This window comes from Burkholderia sp. lig30, from assembly GCF_000687455.2.
In the GTDB taxonomy this organism is placed as follows: domain Bacteria; phylum Pseudomonadota; class Gammaproteobacteria; order Burkholderiales; family Burkholderiaceae; genus Burkholderia.
On the sequence record NZ_JGVW01000080.1, the window covers coordinates 79,092 to 101,512 of the forward strand.

The 22,421-nt window shown below is 66.8% G+C and carries 20 protein-coding genes; 2 read left to right on the forward strand and 18 right to left on the reverse strand.

The annotated features are described in order from the left end of the window. Positions 1-23: 23 nt before the first annotated feature. The gene (locus LIG30_RS13850) at positions 24-1,895 is read right to left on the reverse strand and encodes an ABCB family ABC transporter ATP-binding protein/permease (protein ID WP_038713096.1); all 1,872 of its coding nucleotides are present in this window, start codon (positions 1,893-1,895) and stop codon (positions 24-26) included. Positions 1,896-2,068: 173 nt separating this feature from the next. Between LIG30_RS13850 and LIG30_RS13855 the strand changes: the two genes are divergently transcribed. Next, positions 2,069-2,482 carry an acyl-CoA thioesterase gene (locus LIG30_RS13855; protein ID WP_200929685.1) on the forward strand — a complete coding sequence of 138 codons (414 nt, stop codon included), beginning with the start codon at positions 2,069-2,071 and terminating at the stop codon, positions 2,480-2,482. Positions 2,483-2,550: 68 nt separating this feature from the next. Here LIG30_RS13855 and LIG30_RS13860 read toward each other — a convergent pair whose 3' ends face one another. Further along, positions 2,551-3,030 (reverse strand): nitrate reductase associated protein, encoded by a 480-nt coding sequence (locus LIG30_RS13860; protein ID WP_038713100.1) that lies wholly within the window; start codon positions 3,028-3,030, stop codon positions 2,551-2,553. Between the two features lie 123 nt (positions 3,031-3,153). Between LIG30_RS13860 and fdhD the strand changes: the two genes are divergently transcribed. After that, positions 3,154-3,978: a formate dehydrogenase accessory sulfurtransferase FdhD gene (gene fdhD, locus LIG30_RS13865; RefSeq protein WP_038713102.1), complete on the forward strand. Its 825-nt coding sequence runs from the start codon at positions 3,154-3,156 to the stop codon at positions 3,976-3,978. On the opposite strand, the gene LIG30_RS13870 is transcribed toward fdhD, so the two are convergent. The 16 genes from LIG30_RS13870 to LIG30_RS13945 all read right to left on the reverse strand — a co-directional run bounded on the left by LIG30_RS13870 (position 3,963) and on the right by LIG30_RS13945 (position 22,413). Next, positions 3,963-5,138, reverse strand: a complete 1,176-nt coding sequence (locus tag LIG30_RS13870; protein ID WP_038713104.1) for a fatty acid desaturase — start codon at positions 5,136-5,138, stop codon at positions 3,963-3,965. The two genes, fdhD and LIG30_RS13870, sit on opposite strands and share 16 nt — an antisense overlap. Positions 5,139-5,226: 88 nt before the next feature. Further along, on the reverse strand, positions 5,227-5,559 hold the full coding sequence (gene cyoD, locus LIG30_RS26325; RefSeq protein WP_038713106.1) for a cytochrome o ubiquinol oxidase subunit IV: 333 nt from the start codon (positions 5,557-5,559) through the stop codon (positions 5,227-5,229). Continuing rightward, on the reverse strand, positions 5,560-6,171 hold the full coding sequence (cyoC, locus tag LIG30_RS26330; protein WP_038713108.1) for a cytochrome o ubiquinol oxidase subunit III: 612 nt from the start codon (positions 6,169-6,171) through the stop codon (positions 5,560-5,562). Further along, on the reverse strand, positions 6,171-8,183 hold the full coding sequence (gene cyoB / locus LIG30_RS13885; RefSeq protein WP_038713109.1) for a cytochrome o ubiquinol oxidase subunit I: 2,013 nt from the start codon (positions 8,181-8,183) through the stop codon (positions 6,171-6,173). Before cyoB ends, cyoC begins: the two co-directional genes overlap by 1 nt. Positions 8,184-8,186: 3 nt before the next feature. Next, positions 8,187-9,077 carry a ubiquinol oxidase subunit II gene (gene cyoA, locus LIG30_RS13890; protein ID WP_038713110.1) on the reverse strand — a complete coding sequence of 297 codons (891 nt, stop codon included), beginning with the start codon at positions 9,075-9,077 and terminating at the stop codon, positions 8,187-8,189. 456 nt (positions 9,078-9,533) lie between these two features. Next, the gene (locus LIG30_RS13895; protein ID WP_038713113.1) at positions 9,534-10,301 is read right to left on the reverse strand and encodes an enoyl-CoA hydratase; all 768 of its coding nucleotides are present in this window, start codon (positions 10,299-10,301) and stop codon (positions 9,534-9,536) included. Between the two features lie 90 nt (positions 10,302-10,391). Beyond that, complete coding sequence (locus tag LIG30_RS13900) at positions 10,392-11,591, reverse strand: acetyl-CoA C-acyltransferase (RefSeq protein ID WP_038713114.1); 1,200 nt, start codon at positions 11,589-11,591, stop codon at positions 10,392-10,394. A gap of 69 nt (positions 11,592-11,660) precedes the next feature. Further along, positions 11,661-14,096 (reverse strand): 3-hydroxyacyl-CoA dehydrogenase/enoyl-CoA hydratase family protein, encoded by a 2,436-nt coding sequence (locus tag LIG30_RS13905; protein ID WP_038713116.1) that lies wholly within the window; start codon positions 14,094-14,096, stop codon positions 11,661-11,663. A gap of 115 nt (positions 14,097-14,211) precedes the next feature. After that, entirely contained in the window at positions 14,212-15,999 is a 1,788-nt protein-coding gene (locus LIG30_RS13910) for an acyl-CoA dehydrogenase C-terminal domain-containing protein (RefSeq protein WP_038713119.1), read from the reverse strand. A gap of 56 nt (positions 16,000-16,055) precedes the next feature. Continuing rightward, positions 16,056-16,655 carry a TetR/AcrR family transcriptional regulator gene (locus tag LIG30_RS13915; protein ID WP_038713121.1) on the reverse strand — a complete coding sequence of 200 codons (600 nt, stop codon included), beginning with the start codon at positions 16,653-16,655 and terminating at the stop codon, positions 16,056-16,058. A gap of 218 nt (positions 16,656-16,873) precedes the next feature. Continuing rightward, positions 16,874-18,148: a cardiolipin synthase ClsB gene (gene clsB, locus LIG30_RS13920; RefSeq protein WP_038713123.1), complete on the reverse strand. Its 1,275-nt coding sequence runs from the start codon at positions 18,146-18,148 to the stop codon at positions 16,874-16,876. Then, positions 18,145-18,621, reverse strand: coding sequence for a dihydroneopterin triphosphate diphosphatase (gene nudB, locus LIG30_RS13925; RefSeq protein WP_038713204.1), 477 nt, complete (start codon positions 18,619-18,621; stop codon positions 18,145-18,147). The genes clsB and nudB overlap by 4 nt, the downstream gene beginning before the upstream one ends. A gap of 143 nt (positions 18,622-18,764) precedes the next feature. Beyond that, entirely contained in the window at positions 18,765-20,567 is a 1,803-nt protein-coding gene (gene aspS / locus LIG30_RS13930) for an aspartate--tRNA ligase (RefSeq protein ID WP_038713125.1), read from the reverse strand. Between the two features lie 63 nt (positions 20,568-20,630). Further along, the gene (locus LIG30_RS13935) at positions 20,631-21,284 is read right to left on the reverse strand and encodes a DUF502 domain-containing protein (protein ID WP_038713126.1); all 654 of its coding nucleotides are present in this window, start codon (positions 21,282-21,284) and stop codon (positions 20,631-20,633) included. Between the two features lie 67 nt (positions 21,285-21,351). Continuing rightward, the gene (locus LIG30_RS13940; protein WP_038713129.1) at positions 21,352-21,690 is read right to left on the reverse strand and encodes an FmdB family zinc ribbon protein; all 339 of its coding nucleotides are present in this window, start codon (positions 21,688-21,690) and stop codon (positions 21,352-21,354) included. A 96-nt stretch (positions 21,691-21,786) separates the two neighbouring features. Beyond that, positions 21,787-22,413: a hypothetical protein gene (locus LIG30_RS13945; protein ID WP_038713131.1), complete on the reverse strand. Its 627-nt coding sequence runs from the start codon at positions 22,411-22,413 to the stop codon at positions 21,787-21,789. Between the last annotated feature and the right edge of the window lie 8 nt (positions 22,414-22,421).

Below are 22,421 nucleotides of genomic sequence, written 5' to 3' on the forward strand. Positions count from 1 at the left end.
ACCGCGCGGCGCCGGCCTGGCCGTCAGACTTCTTCGGCCGCCTCGCCCGCGGCCGCCGCGCGCTGCTGCTGCAGCGCCCACATCTGCGCGTACAGCCCGTCCGCGCGAATCAGTTCGTCATGCGTGCCGCGCTCGACGATCCGGCCGTGATCCATCACGAGAATCTGCTGCGCGTGCACGACCGTCGATAGACGGTGCGCGATCACGAGCGTCGTGCGATGCCGCGCAATCTGCTCCAGTTCGTGCTGGATCGCGCGCTCGGAGCGCGAATCGAGCGCGGAGGTCGCCTCGTCGAACAGCAGGATCGGCGGGCGCTTCAGCAGCGTGCGCGCGATCGCGACGCGCTGCTTCTCGCCGCCCGACAGCTTGAGCCCGCGCTCGCCGACCGGCGTGTCATACCCCTTCGGCAAGCTCTCGACGAACGTGTGGATGTGCGCGGCGCGCGCGGCAGCGATCACCTCGTCGCGCGACGCGCTCGGCCGTCCGTATGCGATGTTGTAGTAGATCGAGTCGTTGAACAGCACCGTGTCCTGCGGCACGATGCCGATCGACGCGCGCAGCGAGTCCTGCGTGACGTCGCGGATATCCTGCCCGTCGATGCGGATCGCGCCGCCCGCCGCGCGATCGAGATCGTAGAAGCGGAACAGCAGGCGCGACAGCGTCGACTTGCCCGAGCCGCTGTGCCCGACCACCGCGGTCGTGGTGCCCGCCTCGATCGTAAACGTCACGTCATGCAGGATCGGCCGCGACGGCTCGTACGCGAAATTCACGTGCTCGAAGCGCACCTGCGCGCCCGCCACCGCGAGCGGCTGCGCATCGGGCGCGTCGGCCACCTCCTTCGCCGACGACAGCAGGCCGAACATGCGGTCCATGTCGGTGAGGCTCTGCTTCAGCTCGCGATAGACGACGCCGAGGAAATTCAGCGGAATGTACAGCTGCAGCATGAACGTATTGATCAGCACGAGATCGCCGAGCGTGAGCTTGCCCGCGAGCACGCCCTGCGTCGCGCGCCACAGGATCAGCACGAGGCCCGTGCCGATGATCGCCTGCTGGCCGAAATTGAGCAGCGACAGCGAATTCTGCGACCGGATCGCGGCCGTGCGGTAGCGCTTGAGGTTCTCGTCGTAGCGTTGCGCCTCCCAGTCCTCGTTGCCGAAATACTTGACCGTCTCGTAGTTGATCAGCGAGTCGATTGCACGCGAGTTCGCGCGCGAATCGAGCTCGTTCATCGTGCGGCGGAAATGCGTGCGCCACTCCGTCACCTTCACGGTGAACCCGATGTAGACGATCAGCGCGGCGAACGTCACGTACGCGTAGTACGCCTCGTACTTGACGACGAAAAAGCCGAGCACGAGGCCGACCTCGACGAGGGTCGGCAGGATGCTGTAGAGCGAATACGAGATCAGCTGCTGGATGCCGCGCGTGCCGCGCTCGATGTCGCGCGACATGCCGCCCGTCTGCCGTTCGAGATGAAAGCGCAGCGACAGCCCGTGCAGATGCCGGAACACCTGCAGCGCGAGCCGGCGCACCGCGCTTTCGGTGACTTTCGAGAACAGGATTTCGCGCAGCTCGGTGAAGAGCGAGGTCGACAGCCGCACGAGCGCATAGGCGACGACGAGCAGGCCGACGCCGCCCGCGAGCACGATCCCGGCCGACTGCTCGGCGCGGCCGAGCGCGGTCAGCTGCTGGACGGCGGCGAGATGATCGACGATGCGCTTCATCACGACCGGCACGCCGAGGTTCGCGACCTTCGCGCCGATCAGGCAGCACAGCGCGAGCACGACCCGCCCTTTGTAGGTCGTCAGGTAAGGCAGCAGCGAACGGATGGTCTGCCAGTCGTTGCGAGGGCCGGTCTGAACCGGCGCGGGCTCGCCTGAAGCGGGAAATCGGCGCATGGGGGGCGGGGGGGAAGCGTTCGGTCGAGCGGCGCGCGGCACACGGCGGCACAGGGCTCGATCGCACGCTTTCTCGTACAATTTGCGGACGTTGTATTGTCGCAGAAGCCGGTTTGCGCCGCTGCCCGCGGGCTCGCCGGCCGCGCACGCCGACCGCCCCGCCCGATTACAGGATGAAAGCTCCCGCCATGACCGAACCGACCCACGAACTCCCGCAAAAGCAGCCGGCGCTGCGCGTCGTCCCGCAACCGGCGGACGCCAACGTCCACGGCGACGTGTTCGGCGGCTGGATCATGTCCCAGGTCGACATCGCCGGCTCGATTCCGGCGAGCCGCCGCGCGAACGGCCGGGTCGCGACCGTCGCGGTCAATTCGTTCGTGTTCAAGCAGCCGGTGTTCGTCGGGGATCTGCTGAGCTTCTACGCGAGCATCCTCAAGACCGGCCGCACGTCGATCACCGTCGACGTCGAGGTCTACGCGCACCGCATGGGGCTGACGGGCGAAATCGTGAAAGTCACCGAGGCCACGCTCACCTACGTCGCCACCGGCCCGGACCGCCGGCCCCGCCCGCTGCCCGACATCGCCTGACGCGCGGCCGGCGCGCCGCCCGCGTCAGGCGGCAGCGCGCCAATCGAGCCGCCCCGGGCGGCCGCGCGTCAGTGCGCGGCGAGCCCGAACTCCTGCATCGCCGGCACGAAATCGTGATTGAGTTTCGGCTTGCGGGACAGCTTCATCAGCACATAGCGCTGGAATGGCGCCAGCCCGTTCCATTGCGCCAGATCCGGCGCGCTCAATCCCGCGAGCACGCTTTGCTGCACGAGTGCCGCCGGCACCGCGTCGATGCTGCGCCAGGCCGGATGCTCGTCCGGCTGAAACCAGCCCGGCTCGAGATCGGCGTGCGTGCGCAGCATCTCGAACAGCGCATGATCGAAGTTGGGCTCGATCCCGGTGTCGTCATCGGCAGGGAAGCGGGCGAGCAGCTTGCGATCCTCGATCGGCAGCAACTGCCACTGTTCGAGCGAAATCCGCAAGCCGAAGCGGTCGAGGTTGAAGCGCACGATCATCGGGATATAGGTGAAATTTTCCGACGAATCGCGTTCGAAATTGAATAGCAACGGTGCGTCGCTGAGTCCCATGGTCATACCCGAGAAATGACAAGTGCCGGCGCGATTGGCCTGCCTGAGGTATTTTAGATCCTCTACGCGCGAACGGCGGACGCGATCGTCCGCACGCCGCGCTCAACCTACGGGAGTCTCCTTGTGAATCCGACCGATACCGCCGAACCGGACGGCGCGATCGAACTGACCGTGCGTCGGCTGCGCGGCGGCGCGCTCGAGACGGCGCGCGACCACGTCGGCCAGGAATGGCCCGTCGCGCTGGTCTTCAATGGCATTTCGCACGCGGTGATGATGTGCACGCCGCGCGACCTGGAGGCGTTCGCGGTCGGCTTCGCGATTTCGGAAGGCATCGTGTCGCGCGGCAGCGACATCAAGGATATCGAGGTGGTCCTGCACGACGACACACCGCTGCCGCATGCCGAAGTGCATCTGGACGTCGTCCAGCAGGCGTTCGCCGCGCTGAAGGACAAGCGCCGCGCGCTCGCCGGCCGCACCGGCTGCGGCGTATGCGGTATCGAGAGCATCGACCTGCTCGACCTGGCGCCGGAGCGCGTGCCCGATACCGGCTTTCTCGCGCGCCTCGCGCCCGACGCGCTCGCGCGCGCCGCCCGCGAACTGCCGGCTCATCAGGCGCTGACGCAGCTCACCGGCGGCCTGCACGCGGCCGCGTGGTGCGATGCAACAGGCGTGATCCGGATGGCGTTCGAGGACGTCGGCCGCCACAATGCGCTCGACAAACTGATCGGCTCGCTCGTGCTCGCGCGCGCGGACACGACGGACGGCTTCGTATTCCTGTCGAGCCGCGCAAGCTACGAGCTGGTGCGCAAGGCCGCGCGCGTCGGCATCCCGATGGTCGCGACGATCTCCGCGCCGTCGTCCCTCGCGATCGCGATCGCGCAGCAGGCCGGCCTGCGGCTCGTCAGCTTCTGCCGCGAAACCGGCTACGTCGATTACGGCACCGCGTGAGTGCGCTCGGCGGGCGCGGCACCCGCCGGCTCGGGCACCGCGGCCGGCGGCTCCTGCTCGGCGGCCGGCGGGAGCGGCTCGTGCGCCGGCTCGCTCGTCCGGTTGCCGACATAGTCCGTCCACAGCTTGCGGTCGGTGTCGTAGAGCTTGCAGCGGCGGGCCGTGTCGAAGTACCAGCGCCAGCTGAAGCGCTGCACGACGATGCGCCCGGGCAGCATGTCCTCCAGCTTCGACTGCGCGGGCTTGAGCCGGTACAGCGGCACGCTCATGTCGACGTGATGGGCCGTGTGCTCCATGATGTGATGCAGCAGGCCGCCGATGCCGAACCGGAACGTCAGGTGCAGCGTGGTCGACACGAACGGCGCGGCGTTCGACCATTCGGCCCGGTTCGCGTGCCACGCGATGCGCGGATCGGTATGGTGGACATAGATGACGAACCCGATCATCGAGCACCAGAACAGGAACGGCACGAGCACGCCGGTCGCGAGCAGCAGCGCGACGGACTGCTGCGTCGCCGTCGCCACCCAGACGACTGCGGCGATCCACACGGCCGCGAAGCCGGTCACCAGCAGGCAGTCGCGCCGAAACACCGGCCGCGACGCGCCGATATAGGCGCGGGTCGGGAAATACATCCGCAGCCACCAGACCTCGACGAGATAGTAGAGCCCCGGCCCCCAGCCGCTTCGGTAGATGCGATCCAGCAGCCGGCGCGTCGGCGACAGCGCCGCGTATTCCGCCGGCGTATGCGGCGCCCACACGAAATCGAAGCCCTTCAGGTTCGTATAGCCATGGTGCACCACGTTGTGTCCGACTTCCCACAGGCTGTACGGCGTCAGCGACGGCAGGAACGCGATGCGGCCGAGCCAGCGGTTCAGCCGGCGGTCGGGCGTCAGGCTCTGGTGGCACGCATCGTGCCCGATGATGAAGAGCCGCCCCGTGACGAAGCCGGCCGCCATCCCGCAGGCGATCTTGCCGACGATCGACGGGATCAGCAGCGCGCCCGCGAACATCGCGAACAGCAGCAGGTAGTCGAGCACCAGCAGGAGGATCGGGCGCGCGATCTCGCGCACGGCGAACGGCACGAGCCACGAGCGGATGACCTTGCGGTGCGGAATCGGCTCGTCGGCGCGAACCGGTGTCTGGGAATCGTTGTTGCGCATGATGCAGAAAGGCGCACGTACCGCGCGCCCCCGTAAGGAAGCCAGCCGTGCGGCATGCACGGCGCGAATGCGCGAACCGGGTGACCGGCTAGCGCGACATCATGTTCATGCTGACGTTGTGCATCACCCACAGCGTCCCGAAGATCAGGATCAGCGCGGTGAGCACCGTGTAGCTGAACGCCATCACGTTCCAGCGCTGGCTGGACGACGTGTTCATGTGCAGGAAGCACACGAGATGCACGAGGATCTGCGCGAACGCGAGCACCGCGATCGCGATGATCGCCGCCTTCGGCGACAGCACGCCGCCCATCACGAGGCCGAACGACGCGGCCGTCAGCAGCACCGACAGGACGAAACCGACGATGTAGCCGCCGGCCGTGCCGTGTGCGTCATCATGGTGAATGAGTTCCGAATGGGCCATTTAGATCACGCTCGCGAGATAGACGAAGGAGAACACGCAGATCCAGACGATGTCGAGGAAGTGCCAGAACAGGCTCAGGCAGGTGAGGCGCCGGAAGTCGCGCTCCGTCATGCCGGGGCCGCGGGCGATCTGCACGGCGAGCACGATCATCCACAACAGGCCGACGGCCACGTGCAGGCCGTGCGTGCCGACCAGCGCGAAGAACGCCGACAGGAACGCGCTGCGCTGCGGCCCTGCGCCTTCCGCGATCAGGTGCGAGAATTCGCGGAGCTCCATCGCGAGAAACGCCGCGCCGAGCACGAACGTCACTGCGAGCCAGACGAACACCGTGCCGCGCCGGCGGCGCTGCGCGCCGAGCATCGCGAAGCCGTACGTGATGCTGGAGAGCAGCAGCGCGGCGGTCTCGAGCGCGACGCCAGGAATGTCGAACAGCGCCTTCGCGGTCGGGCCGCCTGCAAACTGGTTGCCGAGCACCGCGAACGTCGCGAACAGCGACGCGAAGATCACGCAGTCGGTCATCAGGTACAGCCAGAAGCCGAATACCGAATGCGACGGCGGATGGTGGTGCGCCGCCGGATGGCGGGCGGTGCCCGCGAGAGATTGAGATGACATCAGTTCGCCTCCAGTTCGGCTTCCGGCGACGGCGCACCGGTCCGCGCGCCCGCGCGTTGTTCCTCGATCTTGCGGACGGTATCCGCCGGAATGTAATAGCCTTCGTTGTCCTGTGCGCTGTACAGCACCACCGTCGCGACGATGCCGACGAGCGCGGCGATCGCGAGCCACCAGATGTGCCACACGAGCGCGAAGCCGAGCAGCAGGCTGAACACGCCGACGAAGAGGCCCGCGCTCGTGTTCGACGGCATGTGGATGTCCTGGTACACGACGTTCCTGCCGAGCCCGAGGCCGAGTCCCTTCGCCTTGCGGAAGGCGAGCTCGTCGAGTTCGTGCACGTTCGGGATCACCGCGAAGTTGTAGACCGCCGGCGGCGACGACGTCGCCCATTCGAGCGTGCGGCCGTTCCACGGATCGCCGGTCGCGTCGCGGTATTGCGGCTGGTGACGGTTGCGCCAGCCGACCCACACCGAGGCGACCTGGTGCAGCACCCCGACGGCGACCAGTACCACGCCGAACGCGGCGGCGACCAGCCACGGATGCCATGCCGGGTTGTCATAGTGGTTCAGGCGGCGCGTCATGCCCATGAAGCCGAGCACATACAGCGGCATGAACGCCACGTAGAAGCCGGTGAACCAGCACCAGAACGCGCGCTTGCCGAGCTTCTCGTCGAGCCGGAAGCCGAACACCTTCGGGAACCAGTAATGGACGCCCGCGAAATAGCCGAACACGACGCCGCCGATGATCGTGTTGTGGAAGTGCGCGATCAGGAACAGGCTGTTGTGCAGCACGAAGTCCGCGCCGGGAATCGCCAGCATCACGCCGGTCATCCCGCCGATCGTGAACGTGACCATGAAGCCGATCGTCCACATCACGGGCGCGGTGAACTCGAGCCGGCCGCGGTACATCGTGAACAGCCAGTTGAAGATCTTCACGCCGGTCGGGATCGCGATGATCATCGTCATGATGCCGAAGAACGCGTTCACGTCCGCTCCCGAGCCCATCGTGAAGAAGTGATGCAGCCACACGAGGAACGCCAGCACCATGATCACGCACGACGCGTACACCATCGTCTTGTAGCCGAACAGCGGCTTCTTCGCGAACGTCGCGATCACTTCCGAGTAGATGCCGAACGCGGGCAGCACGAGGATGTACACCTCCGGATGGCCCCATGCCCAGATCAGGTTCAGGTACAGCATCGCGTTGCCGCCGGCATCGTTCGTGAAGAAGTGCATGTCGAGGTAGCGATCGAGGCCGAGCAGCGCGAGCGCGACGGTCAGGATCGGGAACGTCGCCATGATCAGCACGTTCGAGCACAGCGCCGTCCACGTGAACACCGGCATCTTCATCAGCGTCATGCCCGGCGCGCGCATCTTGATGATGGTCACGAAGAAGTTGATCGCGGTGATCAGCGTGCCGACGCCCGAGATCTGCAGCGCCCAGATGTAGTAGTCGACCCCGACGCCCGGGCTGAACTGCAGCTCGGAGAGCGGCGGATACGCGAGCCAGCCGGTCTGCGCGAATTCGCCGACCACGAGCGAGATGTTGATCAGGATCGCGGCGACCGCCGTCATCCAGAAGGACAGCGAGTTCAGGAACGGGTACGCGACGTCGCGCGCGCCGATCTGCAGCGGCACGATCAGGTTGAAGAACGCGACCAGCAGCGCCATCGCCATGAAGAAGATCATGATCACGCCGTGGGCGGTGAACACCTGGTCATAGTGGTGCGGCGGCAGGTAGCCGGGGCCGTTGTATGCGAGCGCGAGCTGCAGCCGCATCATGACCGCGTCCGCGAAGCCGCGCAGCAGCATCAGCACCGCGACGATCAGGTACATCACGCCGATCCTCTTGTGATCGACCGACGTCAGCCATTCGTTCCACAGCCATTTCCACCGGCCGGTGATCGTCAATGCCGCGACAATGCCCAGCACGGCCAGCCCCATCACGGAGCCTGCCCCCATGATGATGGGCTGATCGAACGGGATCGCCGAAAGTGTCAGTTTGCCGAACATGCGTTACCCCTTCGTCGTACAGGCAGCGTCCTTCAGATCGAGGACGTGGCCGTCGTTGTATTTCGCGATGATGTTGTGAAAGAGCTTCGGATCGACCGACGAGAAGTAGCGCACCGGCGCCTTTTCGCTCGGCTGCGCGACCGCGCCGTACGCGGTCATGTCGAGCCGGTCGGACGACGCCTTCACCTTCTGCACCCACGCGTCGAACTGCTCGCGCGGCTCGGCGAGCGTGCGGAACTTCATGTCGGAGAAGCCGCGGCCGCTGTAGTTGGCGGACACCCCCGCGTAATCGCCCGCTTCGTCGGCGATCAGGTGCAGGCGCGTCTGCATGCCGGCCATCGCATAGACCTGGCTGCCGAGCTGCGGGATGAAGAACGAATTCATCACCGAATCCGACGTGATGCGGAAGTTGACCGGCGTGCCGACCGGGATCGCGAGCTGGTTGACCGACGCGATGCCGAGCTCCGGATAGATGAACAACCACTTCCAGTCAAGCGCGACGACCTCGACATCGATCGGTTTCACCGACGATTCGATCGGCCGATACGGGTCGAGCTCGTGCGTGGTCCTCCACGTGAGGATGCCGAGGAACAGGATGATCAGCGTCGGCACCGTCCAGATCACGACTTCGATCGCCGTCGAATGCGACCACTCCGGCGCATAGGTCGCGCTGCGGTTCGACGCGCGATAGCGCCACGCGAAGAACAGCGTCAGCAGGATCACCGGCACGACGACGATCAGCATCGTCCACGTGGCCGTCGCGATCAGCGACTTCTCCGCCACGCCCACCGCGCCCTTGGGATCGAGCACGTGAAGGTCGCTGCATCCGGCCAGTCCCGCCAGTATCGCGATGACGGGGGCCGCCCGCGCACCACCGGTGATTCGTCTGATCATTGTTCGTTTGCCTGAGTGTCGTTGAGAAGGACTGCCGATCGTGCACCGCCAATGTGCAACCCCGTGTCGGCCACGGCTGCGTGCCGCGCGAACTGTACGGAAAGTTGCCGCAGCGCATCTTGACGGCGAACAAACTTTGCCGAGTTGAGCGAAAACTGGCCGGGAGCGGTCGCGACGCCGGCGCATGCGATGGCCGGCAACGGTAGATGGGGCAAGGCAGACAGGCGTTACCCGCTCAACCCGCGGTGCGCGGGCGGCGGCGAAGCCGGAAGGATGTCGGTGATGCACCCGGCCCGCAGCCGGCGCCGCGACTCGCGCCGCCGATACTGCGATGAGGATTGAACGGCGCCAGATCGTGGCGCCGACGCGCGGCACCCGGACGGATGCGGGGAGAAAGGAGCGCTTCGCCGCGCCGGCGTGCGAACGAATCCAGGACGGCGCGGCGCGCGCCGCGTATCAGTCGAATTGACGGAAGTCCGGCTTGCGCTTCTCGAAGAACGCGGTCATCGCCTCGCGGGCTTCCGGCGCGCGCAGCATCGCGCCGAATTGCTGCCCCTCTTCCGCCATCCGGTCGGCGATCGACACGCCGCCCGTGTTCTTCAGCAATGCCTTCGTCACGCGCAGCGACGCGGCCGGCAGCGCCGCGAGCTTCGCCGCCTGCTTCGCCGCGAACGCGTCGAGTTCGGCCGCCGGCAGCACGCGGTTGACGATGCCGATCCGGTGCGCGTCGAGCGCATCGAACGGCTCGCCGAGCAGCAGCTTCTCGGCCGCGACCTGATGCCCCGCGAGACGCGGCAGCAGCAGGCTGGACGCGGCCTCCGGGCACAGCCCGAGCTGCACGAACGGCAGCGAGAACGTCGCCGTGTCGGCTGCGTAGACGAGGTCGCAATGCAGCAGCATCGTCACGCCGACGCCGACCGCGATGCCCGGCACCGCCGCGACGATCGGCTTCGACGCGCTGCTGATCCGCGCGAGAAACTGGAAGACCGGCGCGCTGTCGTCCTTCGGCGGCGCCTTCATGAAATCCTCGAGATCGTTGCCTGAGCTGAAGTTGCCGTCGCTGCCGCGCAGCAGGATCGCGCGAACCGCCTTGTCCTCCTGCGCCTGGCCGAGCGCGTCGGCCATCGTCTGGTACATCGCGGCCGTCAGCGCGTTCTTTTTCGCCGGCCGCGCAATGGTGATCGTCATCACGCCGTCGGCGCGTTCCACCTGGATGTCCGTCACAAGCGTCTCCTTGGCTGTATCCAATCCGAATGAAAAAAACGGTGCGCGAGCTCATGGCCCACGCACCGTCGTCCTGCCGGTTCGCCCCGCTTACAGGCGTTCGATGATGCCCGCGGCGCCCATGCCGGTGCCGACACACATCGTCACCATCCCGTACTTCAGGTTGCGGCGGCGCAGGCCGTGCACGACGGTCGCCGCGCGGATCGCGCCCGTCGCGCCGAGCGGGTGGCCGAGCGCGATCGCGCCGCCGATCGGGTTGACCTTCGCCGGATCGAGGCCGAGGTCGCGGATCACCGCGAGCGACTGCGCGGCGAACGCCTCGTTCAGCTCGATCCAGTCCAGATCATCCTGCTTCAGGCCAGCGGCCTTCAGCGCGGCCGGGATCGCTTCCTTCGGGCCGATGCCCATGATCTCCGGCGGCACGCCGCGCACCGCGAAGCTCACGAAGCGCGCGAGCGGCGTCAGGTTGAACTGCTTGAGCACCTTCTCCGACACGACGAGCAGCGCGCCCGCGCCGTCCGACGTCTGCGAGCTGTTGCCGGCCGTGACCGAGCCCTTGTTCGCGAACACCGCGCGCAGCTTCGCGAGGCCTTCGAGCGACGTGTCCGCGCGCGGGCCTTCGTCGAGCGCGATGGTGCGCGTCTTCACGTCGACTGCGCCGGTCGCGAGATTCGGGAAGCGCTCGGTCAGCGTGTACGCGGCAATCTCGTCGTTGAACTCGCCGGCTTGCTGCGCGGCCAGCGCCTTGCGGTGCGACTCGACCGAGAACGCGTCCTGGTCTTCGCGGCTCACCTTCCACTGCTCGGCGACGCGCTCGGCCGTCAGGCCCATCCCGTACGCGATGCCGACATCCTCGCTGCGATCGAAGATGTGCGGCGACATCGACGGCTTGTTGCCCATCATCGGCACCATGCTCATCGATTCGCAGCCGCCCGCGAGCAGCGCATCCGATTCGCCGACGCGGATGCGGTCGGCCGCCATCGCGAGCGCGGTGATGCCCGACGCGCAGAAGCGGTTGACGGTCACGCCACCGACCGTGTTCGGCAGGCCGGCGAGCAGCGCGCCCATCCGCGCGACGTTCAGGCCCTGCTCGGCTTCCGGAATCGCACAGCCGATGATCGCGTCTTCGATCAGCTTCGTGTCAAAGCCGGGCACCTGCGCAACCGCCGACTTGATCGCGTGGACCAGCAGCTCGTCCGGGCGCGTGTTCTTGAAGACACCGCGCGGGGCTTTGCCGATCGGGGTGCGGCTGGCGGCGACGATGTATGCGTCTTGCAATTGTTTGCTCATTTCAAACTCCAGTCGGGCGGAGCGGGCGCTTCGGCGCCGGCTCCGTCCCATGCAAAGTTGTCCGCTCGCTCAGTTACGCACCGGCTTGCCGGTCTGCAACATGCCCATGATCCGTTCCTGCGTCTTCTGCGTGCCGAGCAGCTCGACGAACGCGCGGCGCTCCAGCGCGAGCAGCCACTGCTCGTCGACGAGGCTGCCGGCTTCGACGTCGCCGCCGCACACGGCTTCGGCGATGCGGCTCGCGATCAGGTAGTCGTGGTCGCTGATGAAGCGGCCGTCACGCATGTTGACGAGCGACGCCTTGATCGTCGCGATCGCCGAGCGCCCCGCGACCGGCACGTCCTTCGCCTTCAGCGGCGCGCGGTAGCCGGCGTCGGCCAGCGCGCGTGCCGCCTTCTTCGCGGTATCGAGCAGCTCGAACACATTGAAGACGATCGTGTCGGACGGCTTCAGGTAGCCCATCGCGCGCGCATCGTGCGCGGACGCCGACACCTTCGCCATCGCCGCGTTCTCGAATGACTTCGTGACGAACTTGAGGATGTCGGTGGTCGCGTTGGCCGCGGCCGCCGCGTCCGCCGCGCGCAGCGCCGCTTCCTTCAGCCCGCCGCCGGCCGGCACGAGGCCGACGCCCACTTCGACGAGGCCGACGTAGCTCTCGACGTGCGCAACGCGCTTCGCGCTGTGCAGCATCAGTTCGCACCCGCCGCCGAGCGCGATGCCCGACACGGCCGCCACGACCGGCACGTTCGCGTACTTGACGCGCAGCATGCCTTCCTGGAACTTCTTCACGAACGGCTCGATGCCCGCCGCGCCGCCCATCATGAAGGCCGGCATCGCCTCTTCGAGGTTCGCGCCCGCCGAGAACGGGCCGCCCGGCGTGCCGAGCTTCAGCGACGTCGGCTGCCAGATCACGACGCCCTTGTATTCCTGCTCCGCGAGCTCGATCGCCTGCACGAGGCCGTCGATCACGCCCGGGCCGATCGTGTTCATCTTCGACTTGAACGACACGATCACGACGTCGTCCTCGCCCGCGCGGTCGTCGACCCATGCGCGCACCGAGTCAGTCTCGAACAGCGTCTTGCCGTAGGTTTTCGGATCGGTGCCCGCTTCGCCCAGGAGCGGCGCGCGGAACACCTGCTTGCGGTAGACCGGCAGGTCCGAGCGCGGCACGAAGCGCTGCGCGGCCGGCGACCACGAGCCTTCGGCCGTGTGCACGCCGCCCATGTCGGCGACCGACCCTTCGAGCACCCATGCGGGCAGCGGCGCGTTCGCGAGTGTCTTGCCGGCGGCGATGTCTTCCTGCACCCATTCGGCGACCTGCTTCCAGCCCGCCGCCTGCCAGCCTTCGAACGGCCCTTCGTTCCAGCCGAAGCCCCAGCGGATCGCGAGATCGACGTCGCGCGCGTTGTCGGCGATCGATTCGAGATGCACGCCGATGTAATGGAACACGTCGCGGAAGATCGACCACAGGAACTGCGCATGCGGATGGTCGGTCTCGCGCAGCAGCTTCAGGCGCTCCGCCGGCGGGCGCTTCAGGATGCGGCCCACCAGCTCGTCGGCCTTCGCGTCCGAGTCGACGTAGGTGCCGGTCTTCGCGTCGAGCACCTTGATCGCCTTGCCTTCCTTCTTGTAGAAGCCGGCGCCCGTCTTCTGGCCGAGCGCGCCCTGCTTCACCAGCCCGGCGAGCACGGCGGGCGTCTCGTAGACCGGGAAGAACGGATCGTCCGCGAGGTTGTCCTGCATCGTCTTGATCACGTGCGCCATCGTGTCGAGGCCGACCACGTCCGCAGTGCGGAACGTCGCCGACTTCGCGCGGCCGAGGCGGCTGCCCGTCAGGTCGTCGACCTCGTCGAAGCGCAGGCCGAACTTCGCGGCCTCGGCGATCACGGCGAGGATCGAGAACACGCCGACGCGGTTCGCGATGAAGTTCGGCGTGTCCTTCGCACGCACGACGCCCTTGCCGACGACGCTCGTCAGGAACGATTCGAGCTGGTCGAGGATCTCGGGGCGCGTGTGCGCGGTCGGGATCAGTTCGACGAGGTGCATGTATCGCGGCGGGTTGAAGAAGTGCACGCCGCAGAAGCGCGCCTTCAGCGCGTCGGAGAAACCGTCCGACAGCGCCGTGATCGACAGGCCCGACGTGTTGGTCGCGAAGATCGCGTTCGGTGCGATGTGCGGCGCGACCTTCTTGTACAGGTCGTGCTTCCAGTCCATCCGTTCGGCGATCGCCTCGATGACGACATCGCACTCGGCGAGCTTCCCGATGTCATCCTCGTAGTTCGCGGCTTCGAGGTATTTCGCGTCGTCCTTCACGCCGAACGGCGCAGGCGACAGCTTCTTCAGGTTCTCGATCGCCTTCAGCGCGATCGCGTTCTTCGGGCCTTCCTTGGCCGGCAGGTCGAACAGCAGCACCGGCACGCGCGCGTTGACGAGATGCGCGGCGATCTGCGCGCCCATCACGCCGGCGCCCAGCACGGCCACCTTGCGAATGATGAAATTGCTCACGGGATGTCTCCGATAGTGCCGGGCGGCGCGAGTCGTGTCGGGCGCCGCACGGCGGAGTGAGTATCAGGAACCGGACCGTCCGGACGGAACGCAGCGCGCTCCGCCCGAAACCGCGTCAGAACAGCGCTTCGTCGACTTCCATCAAGGTCTTCGAGCCGGCGCGCGCGGCACGGATCGTCGCCGCCGTTTCCGGCAGCAGGCGCGCGAAGTAGAAGCGCGCGGTCGCGAGCTTCGACTTGTAGAACGGGTCTCCGGACGCTTCCTTGTCGAGCGCGATGCGCGCCATGCGCGCCCAGAAGTACGAGAACACCAGATGGCCGACGGTGCGCAGGTACGGCACGGCCGCGGCGCCGACTTCGTCCGGGTTCTGCATCGCCTTCATGCCGATTTCCATCGTCAGCTTCTGCACCTTGTCGCCGATGTCGGCGAGCGGGTTGATGAACTCGGACATTTCCGGCTTCACGCCTTCGGCCTCGACGAAGTCGCTGACGAGCTTGCCGAACTTCTTCAGCTTCGCGCCCATGTCGCCGAGCACCTTGCGGCCCAGCAGGTCGAGCGACTGGATCGAGTTCGTGCCTTCGTAGATCATGTTGATCCGCGCGTCGCGCACGTATTGCTCCATGCCCCACTCGGAGATGAAGCCGTGGCCGCCGTAGATCTGCATCGCATGGTTCGTGCACTCGAATGCGTTGTCGGTCAGGAACGCCTTGATGATCGGCGTCAGCAGCGCGACGAGATCGGCCGCTTCCTTGCGCACCGCTTCGTCGCCGTGCGACAGCTCCTTGTCGATCTGCAGCGCGGACCAGTACGTGAACGCACGCGCGCCTTCCGCATAGGCCTTCTGCGTGAGCAGCATGCGGCGCACGTCCGGATGGACGATGATCGGGTCGGCCGGCTTGTCCGGCGCCTTCGGGCCGGTCAGCGAGCGCATCTGCAGGCGCTCCTTCGCGTACGTCAGCGAGTTCTGGTACGCGACTTCGGTGAGGCCGAGGCCCTGCATGCCGACGCCGAGACGCGCGGCGTTCATCATCACGAACATCGCGTTCAGGCCCTTGTTCGGCTCGCCGACCATCCAGCCCTTCGCGTTGTCGAGGTTCATCACGCAGGTCGCGTTGCCGTGGATGCCCATCTTGTGCTCGATCGAGCCGCACTTGACGCCGTTGCGCTCGCCCGGCTCGCCCGACGCGTCCGGAATGAACTTCGGCACGATGAACAGCGAGATCCCCTTCGTGCCCTGCGGCGCGTCCGGCAGGCGCGCGAGCACCAGATGGACGATGTTCGACGCCATGTCGTGCTCGCCGCTCGAGATGAAGATCTTCGTGCCGGTGATCGAGTACGAGCCGTCGCCGCCCGGCTCGGCCTTCGTGCGCAGGATGCCGAGGTCGGTGCCGCAGTGCGGCTCGGTCAGGCACATCGTGCCCGTCCATTCGCCGGACACGAGCTTCGGCAGGTAAGCCTTCTGGAGTTCCGGCGCGCCGTGCGCGTGCAGGCATTCATATGCGCCGTGCGACAGGCCCGGATACATCGTCCAGGACTGGTTCGCCGAGTTCAGCATTTCGTAGAGCGCGTTGTTGACGAACGCGGGCAGCCCCTGGCCGCCGTATTCCGGATCGCAGCCGAGCGCCGGCCAGCCGGCCTCGACGTACTGGCGATACGCCTCCTTGAAGCCCGTCGGGGTCGTCACGACGCCGTCGCCGGCGTACGTGCAGCCTTCCCGGTCGCCGATCTGGTTCAGCGGGAACAGCACCTCGGCGCAGAACTTGCCTGCCTCCTCGAGAACCTGGTTGATCGTGTCGGCGTCGAGGTCAGCATGCCGGGGCATGTGCTTGACTTCGGCTTCGACGTTCAGAAGCTCGTGCAACACGAATTGCATGTCGCGCAGCGGCGCGGCGTACTGTCCCATGACTCTCTCCAAATATGGCAATCGGCTCGAGCTCGCTGCGGGCGGATCATGCCCCGCTAACGGCTCTCGCTCTGATATGAAACGATCGTCTTCTCCAGCGCGGCCCACGTGAGGCGCACCGCATCCGGCGAATGCAGGAAGCGCGCGTCGTGATGCAGGCCGAGCGTGAAGCTGTACAACTCGAAGAGCATCAGGTCCGGATCGGTGTCCACACGCAGATGCTTCTCGTCCATCGCCTGCGAAATGGCGCGCAGCAGCGCGGCGCGCCACGCCGACACGCTCGCGATCAACTGCTCGCGCACCGGGCTGTCCGGCCGGTCGTCGTACTCGACGGCCCCGCTGATGTAGATGCATCCGGTCGTCACCTCCTGGATGCGCTTCTCTATCCAGCGCGCCAGCATCGCCCGCAGGCGCGGCAGGCCGCGCGGCTCGCGCAGGCTCGGAAAGAACACCTCGTTCTCGAAACGATGGTGATACTCGCGGACGACTTCCACCTGCAAATCCTCGCGCGATCCGAAGTGCGCGAACACGCCGCTCTTGCTCATCTGCATCCGCTCGGCCAACAGGCCGATCGTCAGCCCTTCCAGCCCGTCACGGCTGGCGAGGTCCAAAGCAGCTTCAAGGATTGCGGCACGCGTCTGTTCGCCTTTTCGCATAACTATTTCTGTGTAACCGTTCGGGGTGATCGAATAAAATCGAACGGCCGTACTATTATTGAGCGCAGCCGTCCGCGAAACAAGGAAATTATTAGAAACCGGGGTCTAACCGACCGTGTCTAACCGACCGTGTCTGACCGACCGTGCCGCCATTTTGCGCGATCCGGGCGCCGCCGGAACGGGGCGGCGGCTTGCCCCGCGCACGGCTCCGGGGCGCACTAGTCGTAGTTGCCGACCGTCAGCACCTTCATGACGGTGCGGTACGCCGTGTAGGCGAGCCAGTTCAGCGCGCGTTCGGCCAGCGGGCGGACCGCGTACCGCGCCGGGTCGATCTCGCGGCCGTCGTCGAACGCCGCGACGATCGCGTCGCGCAATTCGTTCGTCAGCACGTCGTGCCGCACCAGCACGACATTGGCTTCATTGTTCAGCATCAGGCTCAACGCGTCCAGATTCGACGAGCCGACCGTCGCCCAGTTGTCGTCGATCACGGCCACCTTGCCGTGCAGCATCGTCTTGTCGTATTCGGCGATCCGCACGCCGGCGCGCAGCAGCGCGTGATAGAGGAACGGCACCGCGGTGTCGAGCGCCGCGAACTCCTTGCGACCGATCAGGATACGCACGTCGACGCCGCGCCGGGCCGCGCCCGCCAGCGCGCGGCGCAGCTTGCGCCCCGGCATGAAGTACGGATTCGCGAGCAGGATGCGCTGCCGCGCGCGGCCGATCGCGGCCAGATACGCCTTCTCGATCGCGCGCCGGTTGACGACGTTGTCGCGCGCGACGAACGCCACGCTCGGCGCGGTGACGATCCTGAGCGCGCCCGCCTTGATCCAGCGGTGGCTGCGCATCCAGCGGCGGAAAATGGCGGGGAACGCGTCGGCGCCGTGCAGCTCCGCCGCGTATTGCGCGTAGGGCTTGTGGCCGAAGCGGATGCGATGCCACTGCAGCTCGAACGCGGCGCGCACGTCCGACACGACCGGGCCGGCCATCTCGACGGTGAAATCCCAGCGCGGGAATTCGAGCGTCGTGCCGTTCTGTGCATAGTCGTCGACGATGTTGATGCCGCCGCAATACGCGTACGCGCGGTCGACGACGGCCAGCTTGCGATGCGTGCGGGAAAAGCCGAAATGGCCGAACAGCCAGGGGTTGTAGATGCGCTGCTCGATGCCCGCCGCGGCCCACGCGTCGAACAGCGGCAGGCGCGCGGTGCCGATGCCGTCGGTGATCACGCGCACCCGCACGCCGCGCCGCGCCGCGCGCAGCAGCGCGTCGGACACGCGGCGCCCCGCCGCGTCGTCGCAGAAGATGTAGGTTTCGAGCGCGACCTGCTCGCACGCGGCGTCGATCCGCGCGATCAGCGCGGCGAAGAACGCTTCGCCGCCGTGGCACAGGCGCACGGCGTTGCCCGACGTGAACGCGAGCCGCGACTCGGAGCCCCGCTCCTGCAGGAACATCTGCCGCAACTGAGCGAAGCGCCGGCGCGCGTGTGCGCTCATGCGCGACCGAGAACCGAGCGCGCGGGCAGTTGCAGGATCGCCTCGGCGTTCGACGGCGAGAAGCAGCGCGCGGCCGCTTCGAGGTAGGGCAGCCACGCATACGCGACGTGCTCGCGCGGCGCGAGCGTCACGTCGACGCGGCCCGGCACGCACAGGCCGAACCAGTGCTCGGTGTTGCGCGTGACGCCCGGCGCATAGCGATGCAGGTACTGCGGATAGATGTTGTATTCGATCCGGTGACGCCAGTCGGCGAGCGCACCGGCCGGTATCCCGGGACTGCCGACGACGATGCCCGTCTCTTCGGCGACCTCGCGCGCGGCCGTGACGGCGAGCGGCTCGTCGAGCGCGTCCTTCGAGCCCGTGACCGATTGCCAGAACCCCGGCTGATCGGCGCGCTCGATGACCAGCACGTCGAGCGCCGGCGTATAGATCACGACAAGAACGGATTCGGGGATTTTCGGCGGCTTCGTCATCTTCGTTTCATGCTGCGCGACACCGCGCGACGCGGCGCCGCAGGTGCTGCGACTGTACCGCAAAAAACGAAAAAGGCGCCACGGCGCCTTTTTCGTCACGTGATGCGCGTGTCGCCACGCGCATCATCAAGCAAACCGAAGCATTACGCCTTCGGCTGCTCCGGCTGACGCAAGCGAATGTGCAGCTCGCGCAGCTGGCGCTCGTCGACCGGGCTCGGCGCCTGCGTCAGCAGACACTGCGCGCGCTGGGTCTTCGGGAACGCGATCACGTCGCGGATCGAATCGGCACCGGCCATCATCGTGACGATGCGGTCGAGACCGAACGCGATGCCACCGTGCGGCGGCGCGCCGTACTGCAGCGCGTCCAGCAGGAAGCCGAACTTGAGCTGTGCCTCTTCCGGGCCGATCTTCAGCGCGCGGAACACCTTGCTCTGCACTTCCTCGCGGTGGATACGCACCGAGCCGCCGCCGATTTCCCAGCCGTTCAGCACCATGTCATATGCCTTCGCGAGGCAGCGGCCCGGTTCCGTCTCGAGGTACTCGAGATGCTCGTCCTTCGGGCTGGTGAACGGGTGGTGCGCGGCCACGTAGCGCGCTTCCTCGTCGTCGTATTCGAACATCGGGAAATCGACGACCCACAGCGGCTTCCAGCCCGCTGCGACGAGGCCGTTCGACTTGCCGAATTCCGAGTGACCGATCTTCAGGCGCAGCGCGCCGAGGCTGTCGTTGACGACCTTCGCGCGGTCGGCCGCGAAGAAGATGATGTCGCCGTCTTCCGCGCCGGTGCGCTCGAGGATCGCCGCGATCGACGCGTCATGCAGGTTCTTGACGATCGGGCTTTGCAGGCCGTCGCGGCCCTTTGCCTTCTCGTTGACCTTGATCCACGCGAGGCCCTTCGCGCCGTAGATACGCACGAACTCGGTGTAGCCGTCGATGTCGCCACGCGACAGCTCGCTGCCCTTCGGCACGCGCAGCGCCGCGACACGGCCGTCCTTCGCGTTGGCCGGCGTGCTGAACACCTTGAAGTCGACATCCTTCATCGCGTCGGTCAGCTCGGTGAACTCGAGCTTCACGCGCAGGTCCGGCTTGTCCGAGCCGAAGCGCGCCATCGCTTCCGAGTACGGCATGACCGGGAACGTCGCGTCCAGCTCGACGTCGATCGTCGTCTTGAAGATGTGACGGATCATGTCCTCGAACAGGTCGCGGATTTCCTGCTCGCCGAGGAACGACGTCTCGCAGTCGATCTGCGTGAATTCCGGCTGGCGGTCGGCGCGCAGATCCTCGTCGCGGAAGCACTTGGTGATCTGGTAGTAACGGTCGAAGTTCGCGACCATCAGCAGCTGCTTGAACAGCTGCGGCGACTGCGGCAGCGCGAAGAACTGGCCTGCGTTCACGCGCGACGGCACGAGGTAGTCACGCGCGCCTTCCGGCGTGCTCTTCGTCAGCATCGGCGTTTCGATGTCGATGAAGCCCTGGCCGTCGAGGTACTTGCGTGCCTCGATCGCGACGCGGTAGCGCAGGCGCAGGTTGTGCTGCATCTGCGGACGGCGCAGGTCGAGCACGCGGTGCGTGAGGCGCGTGGTTTCCGACAGGTTGTCGTCGTCGAGCTGGAACGGCGGCGTGACCGACGCGTTCAGCACGTTCAGCTCGTGGCACAGCACTTCGATCTTGCCGCTCTTCAGGCCGGCGTTGACCGTGCCTTCCGGACGGTTGCGCACGAGGCCTTTCACCTGCACGCAGAATTCGTTGCGCACGCCTTCGGCGGTCGCGAACATCTCCGCGCGATCCGGGTCGCAGACCACCTGCACGAGGCCTTCACGATCGCGCAGGTCGATGAAGATCACACCGCCGTGATCGCGGCGGCGCTGCACCCAGCCGCACAGCGACACGGTTTGGCCCAGCAGATGTTCGGTCACGAGACCGCAGTATTCAGTTCGCATCGACATGATGTTTGCTTTCGTTCGGTTTGATCAACAGGCGCCGCAGCGCGGCCCAACGGTCTGTTCACATTAAAGCGGCGGCTCGACGGGACGGCGGGCGGGCGCCGCCGGAGCCGGCGCCGGGGGCGCCACGACACCCATCGAGACGATGTACTTGAGCGCGGCATCGACCGACATGTCGAGTTCGATGACTTCGCTCTTCGGGAGCATCAGGAAGAAGCCGGACGTCGGATTCGGCGTCGTCGGCACGTACACGCTCACGTACTCTTCCGTCAGATGATTGACCACGTCGCCGCCCGGCGTGCCGGTCAGGAACGCGATCGTATACGAGCCGCGGCGCGGATACTCGATCAGGAGCGCCTTGCGGAACGCATTGCCGCTGCTCGACAGCAGCGTGTCCGACACCTGCTTGACGCTCGTGTAGATCGGCCCGACCACCGGGATGTGACGCACGACGACGTTCCACCAGGTGACGAGCTTCTGGCCGATGAAGTTCCGCGTCGCCAGCCCGACGATGAAGATGAATGCGAGCGTCAGCACCGCGCCGATGCCGGGCAGGCGGAAGCCGAAGACCCGCTCCGGCTGCCACGATTCCGGCAGCAGCAGCAGTGTCTGGTCCATCGTCCCGATGATGAGGCCAAGCACCCACAGCGTGATCGCGAGCGGGACGAGAACCAGCAGGCCGGTCAGAAACACCGATTTCAGGGTCGTCTTTTTCATCATCTGCCGTCAAAGTGCCGCGCCGGCGCGCGGTACGGAGTGGGCGCGGCCCCTGCGGGCCGCGCGGCGGTCAACTGCTGCTCGTCGCGGGCTTGGCGGCCGGCGCGGCCGCAGCCGCGGGCGCGGCGCTCGCCGCGCCGTCCGTGCCGGATGCCGCCGGCGCCGCCGGTGCCGCGTCGCCCGATGCGGACGGTGTCGACGTCGACGTTGCGCTGGTGCCGCCCGCGCCGCCGCGGAAATCGGTGACATACCAGCCCGAGCCCTTCAGCTGAAAGCCGGCGGCGGTCACTTGCTTGCGGAACGTGTCCTTCCCGCATTCAGGGCATTGAGACAGCGGCGCGTCGCTCATCTTCTGGAGCACGTCCTTCGCGTAACCGCACGCTTCGCATCGATAGGCGTAGATCGGCATGATATTTTTCCCGCAGAAACTAGAAACGGCTTGCAAAACCTTGAATTATAGCCGAAAGCCCGACGCTGTCCGGCAACGGCGACGACGCGCACCGTGTCAGCGGCGGCGCCACGTGAGCCAGCGCTCGCGCCCCGCGAACACCGGCAGCGATTCCTCGACCGGCAGATCCTCGACCAATTCGAAATACGGTGCGAGCAGCGCGTCGAGTTCCGAACGGTCGATACCGAACGGCGGCCCGGTGCGCGTCGCGCCGGTGAAAAAGTACCCGGCCAGCCAGCCGCCCGCCGGCAGCAGTTCGGCCATGCGCGCCGCGTAGTCTGCGCGCCGGTCGCGCGGCAGCGCGCACAGGAACGCGCGCTCGTATACCCACTGGACGGCGAACGGCGGCACATAGCCGAAAAAGTCCGCCTGCTCGACCACGCCCGCGTGCTCGCCCAGTTGCGCCTGTGCCGCCGCGACCGCCTGCTCGGCAAAGTCGATCGCGCGCACCGGCCACCCGGCCTGCGCGAGCCAAAGCGCCTCGTGCGCGCTGCCGCAGCCCGGCACCAGGACCGGACACTGCGGGTGGCGCGACGCGAACGCGCGGAACTCCGCCGGCGCGCCGGCGAGATCCCACGGCGTCATGCCGCGCTCGAAGCGTTCGTTCCAGAACGACGCATCGCCCGGATCGCGTGTCGAAAAATCTGCGGCGGACGGCGGGGTCGCGCGGGTCGCATCGGTCATCGTGTCGT